This window comes from Lysinibacillus sp. FSL K6-1151 (genome assembly GCF_038630755.1).
Lineage (GTDB): Bacteria > Bacillota > Bacilli > Bacillales_A > Planococcaceae > Lysinibacillus > Lysinibacillus fusiformis_D.
In genome coordinates this window covers 1,214,364-1,228,664 of record NZ_CP152040.1, presented here as the reverse complement: position 1 = coordinate 1,228,664, position 14,301 = coordinate 1,214,364, and the positions used below count along the sequence as shown (strand labels likewise).

Annotated in this window: 15 protein-coding genes and 1 riboswitch; of the genes, 3 read left to right on the top strand and 12 right to left on the bottom strand. The window is 38.6% G+C overall.

What is annotated here, in order from left to right; all coding sequences use genetic code 11:
* Nucleotides 1–21 precede the first annotated feature (21 nt).
* The 3 genes from MHI04_RS05745 to MHI04_RS05735 all read right to left on the bottom strand — a co-directional run bounded on the left by MHI04_RS05745 (nucleotide 22) and on the right by MHI04_RS05735 (nucleotide 3,212).
* Nucleotides 22–1,062 (bottom strand): iron ABC transporter permease, encoded by a 1,041-nt coding sequence (locus tag MHI04_RS05745; protein WP_271912550.1) that lies wholly within the window; start codon nucleotides 1,060–1,062, stop codon nucleotides 22–24.
* Nucleotides 1,055–2,071, bottom strand: a complete 1,017-nt coding sequence (locus tag MHI04_RS05740; protein WP_271912549.1) for an iron ABC transporter permease — start codon at nucleotides 2,069–2,071, stop codon at nucleotides 1,055–1,057. The genes MHI04_RS05745 and MHI04_RS05740 overlap by 8 nt, the downstream gene beginning before the upstream one ends.
* A 133-nt stretch (nucleotides 2,072–2,204) precedes the next feature.
* Complete coding sequence (locus tag MHI04_RS05735; protein WP_342535397.1) at nucleotides 2,205–3,212, bottom strand: iron-siderophore ABC transporter substrate-binding protein; 1,008 nt, start codon at nucleotides 3,210–3,212, stop codon at nucleotides 2,205–2,207.
* 467 nt (nucleotides 3,213–3,679) lie between these two features.
* Between MHI04_RS05735 and MHI04_RS05730 the strand changes: the two genes are divergently transcribed.
* Nucleotides 3,680–3,988: a CotD family spore coat protein gene (locus MHI04_RS05730; RefSeq protein ID WP_036128170.1), complete on the top strand. Its 309-nt coding sequence runs from the start codon at nucleotides 3,680–3,682 to the stop codon at nucleotides 3,986–3,988.
* Nucleotides 3,989–4,095: 107 nt separating this feature from the next.
* Here the strand turns inward: MHI04_RS05730 and glnA are convergent, their stop codons facing one another.
* The 3 genes from glnA to MHI04_RS05715 all read right to left on the bottom strand — a co-directional run bounded on the left by glnA (nucleotide 4,096) and on the right by MHI04_RS05715 (nucleotide 7,268).
* Nucleotides 4,096–5,430: a type I glutamate--ammonia ligase gene (glnA, locus tag MHI04_RS05725; protein ID WP_036128172.1), complete on the bottom strand. Its 1,335-nt coding sequence runs from the start codon at nucleotides 5,428–5,430 to the stop codon at nucleotides 4,096–4,098.
* A gap of 55 nt (nucleotides 5,431–5,485) precedes the next feature.
* On the bottom strand, nucleotides 5,486–5,860 hold the full coding sequence (locus tag MHI04_RS05720; protein ID WP_036128174.1) for a MerR family transcriptional regulator: 375 nt from the start codon (nucleotides 5,858–5,860) through the stop codon (nucleotides 5,486–5,488).
* Nucleotides 5,861–6,014: 154 nt separating this feature from the next.
* Complete coding sequence (locus MHI04_RS05715; protein WP_036128177.1) at nucleotides 6,015–7,268, bottom strand: methionine gamma-lyase family protein; 1,254 nt, start codon at nucleotides 7,266–7,268, stop codon at nucleotides 6,015–6,017.
* Between the two features lie 349 nt (nucleotides 7,269–7,617).
* Between MHI04_RS05715 and MHI04_RS05710 the strand changes: the two genes are divergently transcribed.
* Entirely contained in the window at nucleotides 7,618–8,223 is a 606-nt protein-coding gene (locus MHI04_RS05710; RefSeq protein WP_101966381.1) for a trimeric intracellular cation channel family protein, read from the top strand.
* 74 nt (nucleotides 8,224–8,297) lie between these two features.
* Here MHI04_RS05710 and cobT read toward each other — a convergent pair whose 3' ends face one another.
* Both cobT and MHI04_RS05700 read right to left on the bottom strand, forming a co-directional pair.
* Nucleotides 8,298–9,353 (bottom strand): nicotinate-nucleotide--dimethylbenzimidazole phosphoribosyltransferase, encoded by a 1,056-nt coding sequence (gene cobT / locus MHI04_RS05705; protein ID WP_101966382.1) that lies wholly within the window; start codon nucleotides 9,351–9,353, stop codon nucleotides 8,298–8,300.
* A 93-nt stretch (nucleotides 9,354–9,446) separates the two neighbouring features.
* Nucleotides 9,447–9,623, bottom strand: a riboswitch (cobalamin riboswitch).
* A 72-nt stretch (nucleotides 9,624–9,695) separates the two neighbouring features.
* Complete coding sequence (locus tag MHI04_RS05700; RefSeq protein ID WP_342535396.1) at nucleotides 9,696–10,550, bottom strand: DMT family transporter; 855 nt, start codon at nucleotides 10,548–10,550, stop codon at nucleotides 9,696–9,698.
* Between the two features lie 288 nt (nucleotides 10,551–10,838).
* Here MHI04_RS05700 and MHI04_RS05695 point away from each other — a divergent pair, with 288 nt between their 5' ends.
* Nucleotides 10,839–11,234, top strand: coding sequence for a hypothetical protein (locus tag MHI04_RS05695; protein WP_036128186.1), 396 nt, complete (start codon nucleotides 10,839–10,841; stop codon nucleotides 11,232–11,234).
* A gap of 531 nt (nucleotides 11,235–11,765) precedes the next feature.
* On the opposite strand, the gene MHI04_RS05690 is transcribed toward MHI04_RS05695, so the two are convergent.
* The 4 genes from MHI04_RS05690 to MHI04_RS05675 form a co-directional block, all read right to left on the bottom strand.
* On the bottom strand, nucleotides 11,766–12,068 hold the full coding sequence (locus MHI04_RS05690) for a rhodanese-like domain-containing protein (protein ID WP_036124673.1): 303 nt from the start codon (nucleotides 12,066–12,068) through the stop codon (nucleotides 11,766–11,768).
* A 96-nt stretch (nucleotides 12,069–12,164) separates the two neighbouring features.
* A complete protein-coding gene (gene hfq, locus MHI04_RS05685; RefSeq protein WP_036124674.1) occupies nucleotides 12,165–12,395 on the bottom strand; it encodes an RNA chaperone Hfq in 231 nt (76 codons plus the stop codon).
* A 97-nt stretch (nucleotides 12,396–12,492) separates the two neighbouring features.
* Complete coding sequence (gene miaA, locus MHI04_RS05680; protein ID WP_089932038.1) at nucleotides 12,493–13,395, bottom strand: tRNA (adenosine(37)-N6)-dimethylallyltransferase MiaA; 903 nt, start codon at nucleotides 13,393–13,395, stop codon at nucleotides 12,493–12,495.
* Nucleotides 13,382–14,299 carry an alpha/beta fold hydrolase gene (locus tag MHI04_RS05675; RefSeq protein ID WP_058844652.1) on the bottom strand — a complete coding sequence of 306 codons (918 nt, stop codon included), beginning with the start codon at nucleotides 14,297–14,299 and terminating at the stop codon, nucleotides 13,382–13,384. Before MHI04_RS05675 ends, miaA begins: the two co-directional genes overlap by 14 nt.
* Nucleotides 14,300–14,301: the final 2 nt, after the last annotated feature.

Below are 14,301 nucleotides of genomic sequence, written 5' to 3'. Positions count from 1 at the left end.
TAACTGTTATTTCCTGTAGCTTTATTGATTGCGCGTTCTAAATAGTAAATAAATAAAGAATGGTGCCCCAATTGCAGCCGTAAAGACACCTGTTGGTAAATCCTTTGGTAAAAAAGCAGTGCGTGCTACGATGTCGGCTACGATAACAATCATCCCACCGATTATAGCAGTCACAGGTATCAATCCAGCAAAGGAACGCCCTACAAGCATTCTACTCATATGAGGGGCTACTAATCCAACAAAGGCAATTCCACCAGCAAATGCAACCGCAGAGCCAGCTAGCATCACACTAATGAGTAAAAAAAGTAAACGGTACACTTGAACCTTTACCCCTAGCCCTATCGCAATTTCATCTCCTAATTCCTTCACATTTACTGTTCTTGCCAAAATAAACGTTAGTGGCAATAACAGAGCAACCCATGGTAAAAGCAAATAGACATCCTGCATATTAGCCCCATACAAACTACCTGTCAGCCATAAATAGGCCTTCGTTGTTGCAGCTACATTACTGATCACAAGCAGCATCGTCACAACGGCCTTTGCTAAGGCTGAAATCCCAATACCAATAAGCACCATACGAATAGGTGTGACGCCTTTTCTCCATGACAGTAGGTAAATGATAAAGGAAACAATGCCAGCACCTAAAATAGCAGCTAACGGTAAAAATTGAATGCTGACTGACCCCATAAAGTACACGATAAAAATAATCGCCCCCATGGATGCACCACTCGTTACACCGATAATATCTGGAGCAGCAAGTGGATTACGGATAATCCCTTGTAAAATTAAACCAGCAACTCCTAGCGCTGCACCAACTAATAATGCCATCAATACACGTGGGAGCCTTAATGTATGTAAGACAAAATCGTACTCTCCATTACCATAGCCCAATAATTCCCTCACCACTGTGATAGGATGGATAAATTCACTACCTGCAGATAAACCAAGGACTGTTATGATGACTAATAATAAGCTTAATAACAGTAAAATCCAACTAGTTCTTTTGGCTATTTGAAAAGATATACGTTCAGATTTCGTTCGAACTGTCCTATAATTAGACATTTTTCGCTAACCCCTTTCGTGCAATATAAATAAAGAAAGGAGCTCCGATAAAGGCAGTCATTACACCAATTGGCATTTCTAATGGCATGATCACATATCTCGCAGCCATATCAGCTAACAGCAGCAATATTGCTCCTAATACTGCACTGTACGGAATAATCCAACGATAATCCGTACCAACAAGCTGAATCACAATATGAGGGACAATCAAACCAATAAAGCCAATTGAACCTGCTACAGCAACTGAACTACCTGCAAGAATGATAATAATGAGACCGAGTGTGATTTTCGTAATCATAGTTCGTTGTCCTAAGCCTTTTGCAATATCATCACCTGATTGTAAAATATTTATAGAACGACCCATACCTATTGCCACAACTGTGACCACTAAAATAAACGGTAAAACTGGTATAAGCATGTCAATGCTACGACCTGATACAGATCCCGCTAACCAAAAAAGAACACTTTGTAAGCCTTGTTCATCAATCACTAAAAGCCCTTGCGTAAACGAGACAAATAGAGCTGTAATCGCTGCACCAGCTAATACTATTTTAATCGGTGTTAAACCATCTCTTCCTAATGACCCTAGGAAAAATACCATAGCTCCCGCAGCACCTGCACCTAAAAAGGCAATCCACATATAGCTCATTAAAGAATTGATGGAAAAAAGAGTAATGGCACTAACAATAAAAAATATCGCCCCTGCATTAATCCCTAAAATATCAGGAGCTGCTAAAGGATTTCTTGTTAATGCCCGCATTAATGCTCCCGCGATGGCAAGACTTGCGCCAACTACTGTAGCGATCACAGCTCTTGTAAATCTCGATGTCCGAATAATAACATGCTCCTTATTAGCAGCATCAAAATGAAAAATGGCATCATAGATTGACGAGAAGGGTATGGACGTTTGACCAATAGCTATGCTGATTAAAAATGCCAGCAAAAGGATCAAACAACTGATGAATAAGCCTACTTGTTTCATCGAGGTACTGGAAAGAATAATTCTCATTTTACGCCAACTTTCTTGATCCACAATTTATCTTATGAAAGGGATTGTAGGTTTCTAATATGTCCAATCCCTATAATGAGAGGGCTGTCATTCAAGTATTCTATAACACTTTCAACAGCCCTAGTCTCTTTTACTATTTTTCTAATTCAAACTTGTCATAAATATCGTCTAGCATTAAATTAGCACTAATAAGTCCACCAGCTAGATTCCAATTAATTTCATCTACTTGATAAACTTGATTTGCCTTCACAGCATCAAGCTCTTTCCATAGTGGATGGTTTGTCCACTCTTCATAATTTTTCTTGACTGCGTCATCATTTTCCATAAACATATAAATAACATCGGCATTCATTTGTGTAATACTTTCTTTATCCGTTAGCTTCACGATTTCCAATGAGTCATCTGTTAAATTTTTAGGACCTTGGAAGCCAAGCTCTGACAATATAGAACCTGCATATCCTGTTACATAAATACGTGCATGGTCTGCTCTGAAGTTAACAACAGAAACATGGAATGGCCATTTATCGCCAAGCTTCTCTTGAATTTTTGTTTGGAAATCAGCAACTCGTGTATCCCAATCTCCTAGTAACTCTTTCACCTTTTCTTCCTGATCCATTGCTTGACCCATCATTTCAGCTGTTCCCTTGAAATCAAAAACCGTTTCATGAGCAACTGTCGGTGCAATTTGTGATAACTGATCATAAATTTCCTCATGACGCACTTTCGATGCAATGATTAAATCTGGTTTAAGTTTTGCAATTTCTTCAAGATTAGGTTGCGTTTCTTGTCCAACAATCGCAACGCCATCTAAATCTTTTTTCAAATAATTATAAAAAGGTGCTTCAGCCCAAGATTCTACTGCCCCCACTGGTTTAATGCCCATCGCTACTGCTACATCTGTAGCCCCTTGGTATAGCGTAACGATTTTTGTAGGTGTACCTTCAATTGTGGTAGTGCCCATAGCATGTGTAATCTCACGGCTAGAAGATTCTTCTGTGTTACTTTCTTCTGCTTTGTCATTTTCTTGTGAACTACTACCGTTCGATGCTTTATCTCCACATCCCACCAATAAAAGTGAGAATGTTAAGAATAGCGCAAAAAGAATAGAAACATTTTTATTGCGTAGTGATAATTTCGACATACATTTCCTCCTAAAATATAATCAATAATGATATTCATTATCAATTAAAGAGTATACTGTACGACCGTTTTATTGACAATATCTTTTTTTTCAAAAAACATACTTTTTTAATAATTTTTTATCTTGATTAGCCTACAGCTCCCTCCCATATAGTTTAGAAGGTGTAGGATTTTTGTATTTATTATGAAAATTTCGTCGCAATGATGCTGAGGTGTAATAGATAATTGACTAAAATTCATGGCATTTATTTAAAACAATAGCTCTAAGCAATGTCATTTTGATGTTGGGAGAGGCTTTCAGTAGCTGCTTCTTTCACCCAATATGTATCTAACCAGCTATAGATTTTCTACCATTTCAGCGACTTGTTAGATTTACCTATTCAATAATAGGCAAATAAATAGACCCTATCGACGTATATCTCATATCTTAATAATGAACTACAACTTATCAAAACAGGAGGTAATAACATGTTTCAACGAAGACGCCATCCGGCAAAAGGTCCACACTGCTGTCCGCCACAAACAATGCCAACGCAATTTGATCCACCACAATTTTTACCACCAGAGCAATATGTTCGCACAAATTATATCCATACGGTTGTTCCACATGTACAACCAGCACATGTCACAACAGTAAATAAACATATGATTGATCATCAATACTATTTCCCATGCACAGAGTCTGTTGTTAATGAATGCTGTGAAACACATACAATGTGCGGTATGCCACCTAACCCTTGTCATATGCCACACCATCGTAAACATATGGGCCGTTAACAATAACGATGGGGTGCCATGCTGCCCTATCATGTTCTGGAACTATAGACAAAAAAACGAGTACCTTCCAAGTGAAGAGGCACTCGTTTTTTTATTTTTATTAATTCTTAGTACATTTTTAAATATTGATCGCGTTCCCATTGATGAACGGTTGTACGGTACATATCGAACTCGATTTCTTTTGCTTCTTTAAAGTTTGCGTAAATATGCTCACCTAAAGCTGCTTGCGCTACTTTATCTTTAGCAAGTAATGTTAAAGCATCATCAAGTGCTGCTGGTAAGTTTTCAATACCATTAGCTTGACGCTCTTCTTCCGACATCACATAGATATTGCGATTAATAGCTGCTGGTGGCGTTAAGTTTTGACGAATACCTTCAAGACCTGCCTCTAAAATAACAGCCATTGCTAAATATGGGTTTGCTGAAGGGTCCACAGAACGTACTTCTACACGAGTTGAAAGTCCACGTGCTGATGGGATACGAATTAGTGGTGAACGGTTTTGCGCAGACCATGCTACATAACATGGTGCTTCATAACCAGGTACTAGACGTTTATAAGAGTTTACTGTTGGATTTGTTACAGCTGTGAAACCTTGTACATGTGCAAGAACACCCGCCATGAATTGCATAGCTGTTTCAGAAAGACCTAATTCTGTAGCTTCATCATAGAATGCATTTTCTTTACCTTTAAATAGTGACACGTTAAAGTGCATACCAGAGCCTGCTTCACCAAATAATGGTTTTGGCATAAATGTAGCGTGCAAGCCATGTTTACGTGCAATTGTTTTAACAACTAATTTGAAAGTTTGAATGTTATCACAAGCTGTAACAGCATCGGCATATTTAAAGTCAATTTCGTGTTGTCCTGGAGCTACTTCATGGTGAGATGCTTCAATTTCAAAGCCCATTTCTTCTAGCTCTAATACGATATCACGGCGGCAGTTTTCACCAAGATCTGTTGGAGCTAAGTCGAAGTAACCACCATGGTCATTTACTTCTAACGTTGGTTCGCCTTTTGCATCTAATTTGAATAAGAAGAATTCTGGCTCAGGCCCTAAATTGAAGCTTGAGAAGCCCATATCTTCCATTTTTTTAAGAATACGTTTTAGGTTGTTACGTGGGTCACCAGCAAATGGTTCGCCTTTCGCAGTGTATACGTCACAAATGAGACGTGCCACTTTCCCTTTTTCAGAAGTCCAAGGGAATACTACGAAAGTATCAAGATCAGGATATAAATACATATCAGATTCTTCGATTCGAACGAAACCTTCAATAGATGAGCCATCAAACATCATTTTGTTTTCTAATGCTTTGTCTAATTGACTTACAGGAATCTCAACATTTTTGATTGTGCCAAGAATATCTGTAAATTGTAAACGAATAAAGCTTACGTTTTTTTCTTCGATGAGACGTTTAATGTCCTCTTTTGTGTATTTACCCACAGTTTTCCACACTCCTATAATTTGTCTAGCTTTTATGTTTACCCTACCCTATTTATTAATAGAATCGAGATAAATCCCCTCGTCGGATGGATGATTTTTGCATGCGCTGAGCTTGACGCATTTCTTCGCGCATGATTTGGCGTAATTCTGAATCACTTAAATCTTGTTCATCTGTAGCAACAGGATCTTTCTTTTTAGCAAATAATTTTTTAATCTTCGCCATATTCATACCCTGCTCTAAGTAGTCTTTAATTTCAAGCAATGTGTCGACGTCATTTAATGAAAACATTCGACGATTGCCTTCTGTTCGGTGCGGCTCAATTAAATGGTGTTCTTCATAATAACGAATTTGTCGTGCCGAGAGTTCAGTTAATTGCATCACAATACTCATTGATAATAACGGCATAGTTCGTCTAATTTCACGACTCATTTAAGTCCTCCTCCAATACCCGCTTATCATATAACGAAATTTTTTCACTGTCAACCAACCATGTGAGGTTTCCTAACATGTAAGGCGTTATTTTTTTCAATCCGATAGAAAATTGTAAAAAACTATTCAAATTTAAGGTTTATTTATTTTCATATTACTTTTTTTGAATGGCTTGAACAGCACTACAAATAGCAAATTTAACATGTTCATATGTTAGTCCACCCTGGATAAAGGCTGTATATGGTGGACGGATTGGACCATCTGCTGTCAGCTCAATGCTGGAGCCTTGAATAAATGTTCCCGCAGCCATAATGACATCATCTTCATAACCAGGCATATAAGCTGGTTCTGGAGCATAATGGGCATTTATTGGAGAATTGGCTTGTATTTCACGACAGAAGGCAATCATCTGCTGTGCAGTTTGGAAGGAAACGGATTGGATTAAATCCGTACGATTTGCATCATAGCTTGGAGAAGTGCTCATTCCGATTTCCTCCAGCATAGCTGCTGTAAAGATCGCACCTTTTAAGGCTTGTGATACGACATGTGGGGCTAGGAAAAATCCTTGATAAAAATCTCCTAATGTATTTAATGTTGCCCCTGCCTCTGCCCCAATACCTGGAGATGTCATACGATACGCACATTTCTCTACTAAATCTGCACGGCCAGCAATATAGCCACCAATTTTCGCCAATCCTCCACCAGGGTTTTTAATGAGTGAGCCTGCCATTAAATCAGCACCAACCTCTGTTGGTTCCTTCGCCTCTACGAACTCACCATAGCAGTTATCTACAAAAATAACGGCATGTGGGGCTAATTTGCGCACCTTTGCGCACATATCAGCAATTTCTGCAATCGTAAAGGATGGACGTGTCGCATAGCCTTTCGAACGTTGAATGGCAATCATTTTTGTTTGCGTAGTAATGGCTGCTTCTACACCTACCCAATCAATTGCTTTATTTTCCACTAAATCCACATGTCGATAGCCTATTTTATAATCTTTCAGTGAACCGGTATCTTTGTTACCACCATCGACAATGGATTGCAATGTGTCATATGGCTGACCAGAAATATAAAGCAGCTCATCACCAGGACGAAGGACACCGAATAGACTAAGCGTGATTGCATGTGTTCCTGAAATAATTTGTGGTCGTACAATGGCAGCCTCCGCCCCAAAAACTTCCGCATAAACACGCTCTAAATTATCGCGTCCCTCATCGTCATAGCCATAGCCATTGGATGGATGTAAATGATAGTCACTTACTTGATGCTTGCGAAATGCTGCTAGCACCTTCTGTTGATTATAAAACGCCATTTCTTCTACCTTTGCATGATAGGGTCGAACTTGCTCCTCTATTTTTGACGCTAAGGATAGCGTTTGTGCTGATAAATTAGATGTAAACGTCATTCTTTTCTTCTCCATTTCACAATTGTCCCGCATTTCAATCAGTAAGATCTATCGACTCTCTAAATTGACTTCACTCATTCTAGAATTCCCTAAATAACTACTGGTATATCAACGCTTTTGACGAATGTTTTTCTTTATTTCAATAACATCTTATCAATTTGTATGAACCCCTGCAAAACTTGCCTATTGTTTCTAAGCGAATTTTACGCTAAGCTAATGTGCGGACTTACTTCAAGAAGCGTATGTAATGACTGATTTTGGCTATTAAATTCATAGATTCTGTTACGTCAAAAAAAGTCTTTTAACTTTTAAAAAAGAAGTTCATTTATTGATAGAAGGGGTGAAAGGGATGGCTTGGGAGGTTTTTAGTATTATTGGAACAATTGCCTTTGCTATTTCTGGGGCAATCATTGCCATGGAAGAAGAATACGATTTATTCGGTGTATATATACTCGGTATTGTCACTGCTTTTGGTGGAGGAGCTATTCGAAATTTACTCATCGGACTGCCTGTCACAACCTTATGGGGACAGGATATGATGTTTCAAATTGCACTAGCTGCGATTACGATATTTTTTATCTTCCCGCATCATCTGATTCAGCATTGGCATCGTTGGGGCAACTTCACAGATGCCATTGGCTTATCCGCATTCGCTATTCAAGGTGCACTCTATGCAGTGAAGCTAGATATGCCAATTAGCGCAGTCGTTGTAGCTGCTGTTTTAACAGGTTCAGGTGGTGGTATTGTGCGAGATTTATTAGCTAGACGGAAGCCGCTAGTTCTCCGTGATGAAGTCTATGGTGTTTGGGCTGCTCTCGCAGGGCTTGTTATCGGATTTGAAGTTTTGACTGGAGACATTTTCCTTTATGTATTATTTGCAGTGATTACAGCATTACGCATTCTTTCCTATATGATGAAGTGGCGTTTGCCTTTGCGTAAGTTGAATCGGGCATAGATACTGTAATTGATAAAAAAATGAATAAGCGCAAAGAGTTCATTAACTATTTGCGCTTATTTGTTATTCAGTAACTATTTAGCCAAAAGATTCATGGCTTCTTCTAATGTCACCATATTTTTCATCATAGAACAAGCGGCATCTAAAAGAGGAAAGGCTAGAGCAGCACCAGAGCCTTCGCCTAATCGCATGTTCATATGCAGCATTGGCTCTACACCAAGTAATGATGCGGCAATTTTAGCCCCTGGTTCCTCTGAAGCATGGGAAGGTATGATAAAGTCTTTTACTTTCGGTTCAATTTGATAAGCAATAAGCGCAGCAATAGTCGAAATAAAACCATCAATAATAACAGGTTTTCGGTGACTTGCGGCAGCCAGCATGATACCAGCCATAGCCCCTATCTCTAGCCCTCCAACTTTAGCTAGAACATCAATGATATCGTTAGGATTGGGGTTGTTGAGAGTAATTGCTTTTTCAATTACTGCTGCTTTATGAGCAATCCCTCCTTGACCAACTCCTGCGCCAAACCCTGTTATTTCAATAGGGTCATAGCCAGTCAAAGCAGCTAATATGGCAGTGCTCGGCGTTGTATTACCAATGCCCATTTCACCTGTTCCAAGTAGGTTGGCTCCTTTTGTGATTTCATCTGTTGCCACATGAATCCCCACTTCAATGGATTGAATAGCCTCTTCTCTTGACATAGCAGGGCCCTGTGCCATGTTATCTGTGCCATGTTTAATTTTATGAATGATAACACCTGCATCAAGCGGAATATCTTCTTTTACCCCAACATCTACTGTTACTACCTTTGCATTGGTAATGCCCGCAATCGCACAAACGCCTGTACCTCCCTTAGGAAAATTTAATGTTTGAAAGACCGTAACATCTTGTGGATTCGTTGTTATGCCTTCCTCACAAACGCCATGATCTGCTGCACAGACAATCATCACTTTTTTATCGACCATTGGATATAATTGTCCTGTTATGCCTGAAAGCTGTACGGCAAGTGATTCTAGTTTCCCCAAGCTACCTGGGGGCTTACAAAGCGCATCAATTCGCTTTCTAGCTTGGTCCATACTATTCATATCAGCCTCTTGGATATTTTGAATCGTGTCTTGTAATAATTGCATTATTGTTTCTCCTCTCGTTCTACATGAAGACAAAATAAAAAGTCTGTAGTTTATTGTCATGACAAATAAACTACAGACTTTTCCATCATCTATATACTTCCGAAGCAAGTAGGCAGGTCTCCTGGCTCAAGCTCAACATATCATCGTGCCTTCCCAGCGATTCGCTAGTGGCATTTACGATGACACTCCCTTATACAGTGGCGGGTCCGCTAAAGTTTTTCACTTTATTCCCTATTCTCCCTATTGGGCACCTAATGCTTTTATTAAACTATTTATAATCTACGACAGCGTATTTTTTCTGTCAATATTAGAATACTCGCCTTGTACCATTTCTTCGGTTACCTATTCTTTTTCTATTTCGCTTAGCAATGTTGAGCCTAATAATAGGACCGCTCCTATTATTTGTAGAAGCGTCATTTTTTCACCTATAATCATCGTGGAAATTACTAATGATGTCAGTGGATCAATATAGCTAAGAATGGCTATACTTTGTCCTTTTAACTGTGACATGCCTAAAAAGAACAATAAAAATCCAACCCCTGCATGGACAATGCCTAATGTAATTAAGAATAGGACTGACTCAAAACTGATTTTCATGACCTGAAATCCTGTAGTTCCAAGTAGATAGAAGCTAAGGAAAAATGCTGCTAAAGAAAGTTGAATCATTGTATTTTCTGGTTCCTTTAAGCCGCATATAAATTTATTTGTCAATGTTAGCGCTGTGTAAAAGCATGCCGCGATAAGACCGTAGACAATGCCTATAAAATGCTCACTGTCCCCAGTGCCTTGACTTTGGACAATCAAATATAGTCCGATAAGAGCCACACAGACATACATTATTTTTCTGCCAACTAGCTTCTCTTTTAAAATAATTGGAGATAAGCAGATAACGAGTACTGGTGCAAAATAATAACTCAATGCAGCATTGGCAATCGTTGTTGCTTTATAAGCCTGAAATAAAAAAATCCAGTTCCCACACAAGGCGATACTAGAAAGTATTAATTTCCACTTATTTTTTATAATCTCTAATTTCGAAAAATTCCCCTTTTTATAAATAAAAATCACTACTAAAAAACAAGCACCTATTAAACTCATCCAAAAAGCAATTTCACTTGAAGTTAACGGAATATACTTGGCAAAAACACCAACTGCTCCAAAAATAATCATGGATAATACAAATGCTAATTTTCCGCTCATTACAAATACCTACTTTCTACGTATAAAGTATTAACCTATACAGTAGAATCTATTGAAAATGAGCAAACTGTTATTGTATGCCTAAACAGTAGATTCTACTGTAAAGACATTGTTGGGGGTGCTATTGAACAAAACATACAAAATCCCTCCTTCACCTACATAATTGTAACATATTTCTGAAAATTAAAGAGTAAGTTTTATAAAGAAAGGGGTCACTAATCCCTTCATACTATTATGAGTATGTACAATATAAGGTAGGTCATAAATTTTCTTTGAGGAGGAGTTAGGATGAATGCAAGAGAATTGAGAAATGCCATTGCGGAGACTTGTGAAAATTATGATAGTCACTACGCTCAGTTAGTGAAACCAATCAATCAGTTATTAATGAATGTCGATGCTAGTATAAGTAACGAAACAGCGAATATAATCATCGAAAATTTGAAGTTATATTATAGCGGGGATAAATACATGACGGAATGTCACTTCGATGAGAGTGAAAATTTCTTAAAAGATGGTCTTGAACTTCTTCAAAAGGGGGATCTTGCGAATGGTGCTTTACAAATATATGGTGCTGGTTTAAATTTTTCCAGTTATGCTTTAAAGGTTCGTGGGCAAAAAAATGTGAATCCGTATATTAACTTTGAAAAAAATTTCAGCCTCATCATGAACACACTCCGAAAATAAGTATATAAAAAAGGTGATGTCAATGATAGAAACAGCCACTTTGAAAAGCGAGAGGTTGATTTCCGTTCCAGCGTCCTTTCAGGGGGCGTCCGATGATGAGCCGCTTCACTCACTGCGTTCGCTCCAAGGTCCCCTCTGTGACGCTAAATCCCCTAGGAGTGACACTGGCTCCACTCCAATCAACCATATGTAAAAGTGGCTTTTCCTTCTCTTTCATACGAACCGTAGTGAACAAAATAGCCCATTATTTGTCTGATGAGAGAAAGGATAGCCCTTTATTTTCAATGTGAAGAAGTGGTAAGTAACAACACCCCTCCATAAAGAGTAGTGAATACCTTTGCTAAAAAGGTACCATTTTTATGCATTGGAATGGAAGGCTACTTGACTCCCGTGGGATAGTGAGACAGGCGAGCCTCTGCACGGAGGAAGCGGCTCGGCGCTCGCCCACAGGAAAGCAAGTAGCCTGCAACGGAAATCCATTTTCACCCTTCACAAAAATGCTATGGATGGTTTTATTTTTCATTATGTCATTTATTTAAATTCTAATTCCCCATCGTAAGCTAGCATGCCGCCTTCAAGATTTGTTACATCAAATCCTTGCGCTTCTAAATAAGCACATGCATTAGCAGAACGAGCACCAGCCTTACAAACAACAATATATGGCTTTTCTACGTCTAATTCCTCTAAACGTTCCGGGATTGTCCCAAGGGCAATGTGCTTGGCACCAGGAATCATGCCGTGTGCTACTTCATCCTCTTCACGTACATCAATAATATATAGGTCCTCATTTGCATCTAATCGTTCTAGTAATTGTGTTGTTTCCATTGATTTCATGAACTTTTTTCCTCCAAAATTTCAAATTCCACTTACATTATAGCTTGTAACAAAAAAAACAGCCAGTGTGGTGAACACAAGCTGTTTAACAATTTTTTATCCTTCTGTCTCTAAAAACTCTATTTGTTTTGCTGGAACGAATGTAGAAATGGCGTGCTTGTAGATTAGGTGCTGCTTATTTTCAGCATCCATTAATAAAACTGTAAAATTGTCATATGATTTCACAGTCCCTTTTAACTGAAATCCATTTAACAGAAATACAGTTACAAAAACACTGTTTTTACGTAGTTGGTTCAAGAACGTATCTTGCAAGTTGATTGATTTCATCAAATAGCCTCCCCACTAACTTTCTACCTCTTCACTCCTATAGTAGCATGTTCTACCAATTTATCAATTAGTAATTTTTAGAAATTTTTCTTAATTATTATAATTGTTCATCCGTCGTAATAAAATGGACATCCATTTTATTGCGAAAATAGGTAAGTTGTCTTTTTGCATAGCGGCGTGAATTTTGTTTTAAGCTATCAATAGCTTCTTCGAGGGTACATTTGCCATCCAAATAATCATACAATTCCTTATAGCCAATTGCTTGTATGGACTGCACATTTCGAATATTTTGCTGCCATAAACCTTTGACTTCTTCTAAAAGGCCATTGTCCATCATTAAATCAACACGACGGTTAATGCGGTCATAAAGCACTTCACGGGTCATATTTTGACCTAACCCCAAAATGACATGCTTATAAAGAGGTACTTCCCCTCGGTTTTGTGCTTCAGCTGCTTTGGATACACCGCTTAATTCCAGCATTTCTAATGCACGAATGACACGACGCGTATTGTTTGGATGAATCGTCTCCGCTGTTTGAGGGTCTAGTTGTTTTAATTTATCATGCATTGCCTCAGGGCCAAGCTTTGCTAATTCATCATAGTAGGCTTTTCGTGCTTCCTCATCAACTTTCTCATCAGTAAATTGGAAATCATAGAGGACCGCTTGTACATATAAGCCTGAGCCACCTACTATAATGGGTAATTTTTGTCGAGATTGGATTTCTGCAATTTTTGCTCGGACTAATTTTTGATAATCCGCTACTGAAAAAGATTCTGTCGGCTCTAAAAAACTGAGTAGATGGTGTGGTACGCCCTCCATCTCTTCTTCCTTAATTTTAGCAGTCCCAATATCGAGTCCTTTATAAATTTGCATGGAGTCGCCATTAATGACTTCACCGTTATATTTTTTCGCCAGTTCAATGCTTAAAGCTGTTTTACCAGAGGCAGTTGGTCCTACAATCGCTACGACCTCTGCCTGCTGTAATTTAGTTTCTATCATATTTTTCTAACCACCGTAATAATACTTGAAAGACCGCTTCTTGGTTGTCTTCATTTAAAATTTCATGCCGTTTGTCCTCAAATAAATAAACCGTTACATCTTTTACTCCTACTGTTGCCAATTGTTCAGCAACTGTGTAAACGCCCAGCCCCTGTTCGCCAACCGGGTCTTTACTTCCGCTTATCAAGAGAATGGGAAGATTTTTTCTCATTTTTGCTAATTCTTTTTTACGATTAAGTGTTGCAAAGCCCGTTGTTAAATCGACAAAAAATTGATTGGTTGGAATAAAGCCACAATATGGGTCATCTATATACTTCTGCACCTCTTGTTGGACAGAACATAGCCAGTCATAGGCCGTCTTTGGATTTGGAAACTGTTTATTAAAGCTACCAAAACTCAATTGATTTAGCAGCTTACTTTCAGTTTCTTTCCCTAGCCCCTTAGCTAATACCTTGGCTACGATATTTCCAACAGCATGCAGAGCTGTCACATTTCCCGTACCACAGAGAATAACATTGTCTACTTGTTCACCATACAGTTGAATATATCGTCTAGTAATGAATGACCCCATACTATGACCAAAAATAATGAATGGTACATTTGCATAAGGTGCATGTAATTGCGTGACCACTTCATGGGCATCTTCTACCACACGCTCAAAACCGTTCTTTTCAGCAAAAAAACCTAACGTGCCATTATAGGCCGCCGTTTCACCATGACCACGATGATCGTGCATCGTCACAGCATAGCCTGCCGCATTGAGTGTTTTAGCAAATGTTAAATAGCGACCACTGTGCTCTGCCATACCATGCAAAATGTGAATATGACCAATACATGGCGTTGTGGGCTCCAATGTTCGAGTAAAGACAAAATGTCCATCCGACATTTGAATATAACGCTCCATCC

What these genes read in the sequence shown, in the direction of transcription:
- MHI04_RS05745 (WP_271912550.1), bottom strand. Translation starts at nt 1,062, where the DNA reads ATGTCTAATTATAGGACAGTTCGAACGAAATCTGAACGTATATCTTTT.
- MHI04_RS05740 (WP_271912549.1), bottom strand. Translation starts at nt 2,071, where the DNA reads ATGAGAATTATTCTTTCCAGTACCTCGATGAAACAAGTAGGCTTATTC.
- MHI04_RS05735 (WP_342535397.1), bottom strand. Translation starts at nt 3,212, where the DNA reads ATGTCGAAATTATCACTACGCAATAAAAATGTTTCTATTCTTTTTGCG.
- MHI04_RS05730 (WP_036128170.1), top strand. Translation starts at nt 3,680, where the DNA reads ATGTTTCAACGAAGACGCCATCCGGCAAAAGGTCCACACTGCTGTCCG.
- MHI04_RS05720 (WP_036128174.1), bottom strand. Translation starts at nt 5,860, where the DNA reads ATGAGTCGTGAAATTAGACGAACTATGCCGTTATTATCAATGAGTATT.
- MHI04_RS05715 (WP_036128177.1), bottom strand. Translation starts at nt 7,268, where the DNA reads ATGACGTTTACATCTAATTTATCAGCACAAACGCTATCCTTAGCGTCA.
- MHI04_RS05710 (WP_101966381.1), top strand. Translation starts at nt 7,618, where the DNA reads ATGGCTTGGGAGGTTTTTAGTATTATTGGAACAATTGCCTTTGCTATT.
- cobT (WP_101966382.1), bottom strand. Translation starts at nt 9,353, where the DNA reads ATGCAATTATTACAAGACACGATTCAAAATATCCAAGAGGCTGATATG.
- MHI04_RS05700 (WP_342535396.1), bottom strand. Translation starts at nt 10,550, where the DNA reads ATGAGCGGAAAATTAGCATTTGTATTATCCATGATTATTTTTGGAGCA.
- MHI04_RS05695 (WP_036128186.1), top strand. Translation starts at nt 10,839, where the DNA reads ATGAATGCAAGAGAATTGAGAAATGCCATTGCGGAGACTTGTGAAAAT.
- MHI04_RS05690 (WP_036124673.1), bottom strand. Translation starts at nt 12,068, where the DNA reads ATGAAATCAATGGAAACAACACAATTACTAGAACGATTAGATGCAAAT.
- hfq (WP_036124674.1), bottom strand. Translation starts at nt 12,395, where the DNA reads ATGAAATCAATCAACTTGCAAGATACGTTCTTGAACCAACTACGTAAA.
- miaA (WP_089932038.1), bottom strand. Translation starts at nt 13,395, where the DNA reads ATGATAGAAACTAAATTACAGCAGGCAGAGGTCGTAGCGATTGTAGGA.
- MHI04_RS05675 (WP_058844652.1), bottom strand. Translation starts at nt 14,299, where the DNA reads ATGGAGCGTTATATTCAAATGTCGGATGGACATTTTGTCTTTACTCGA.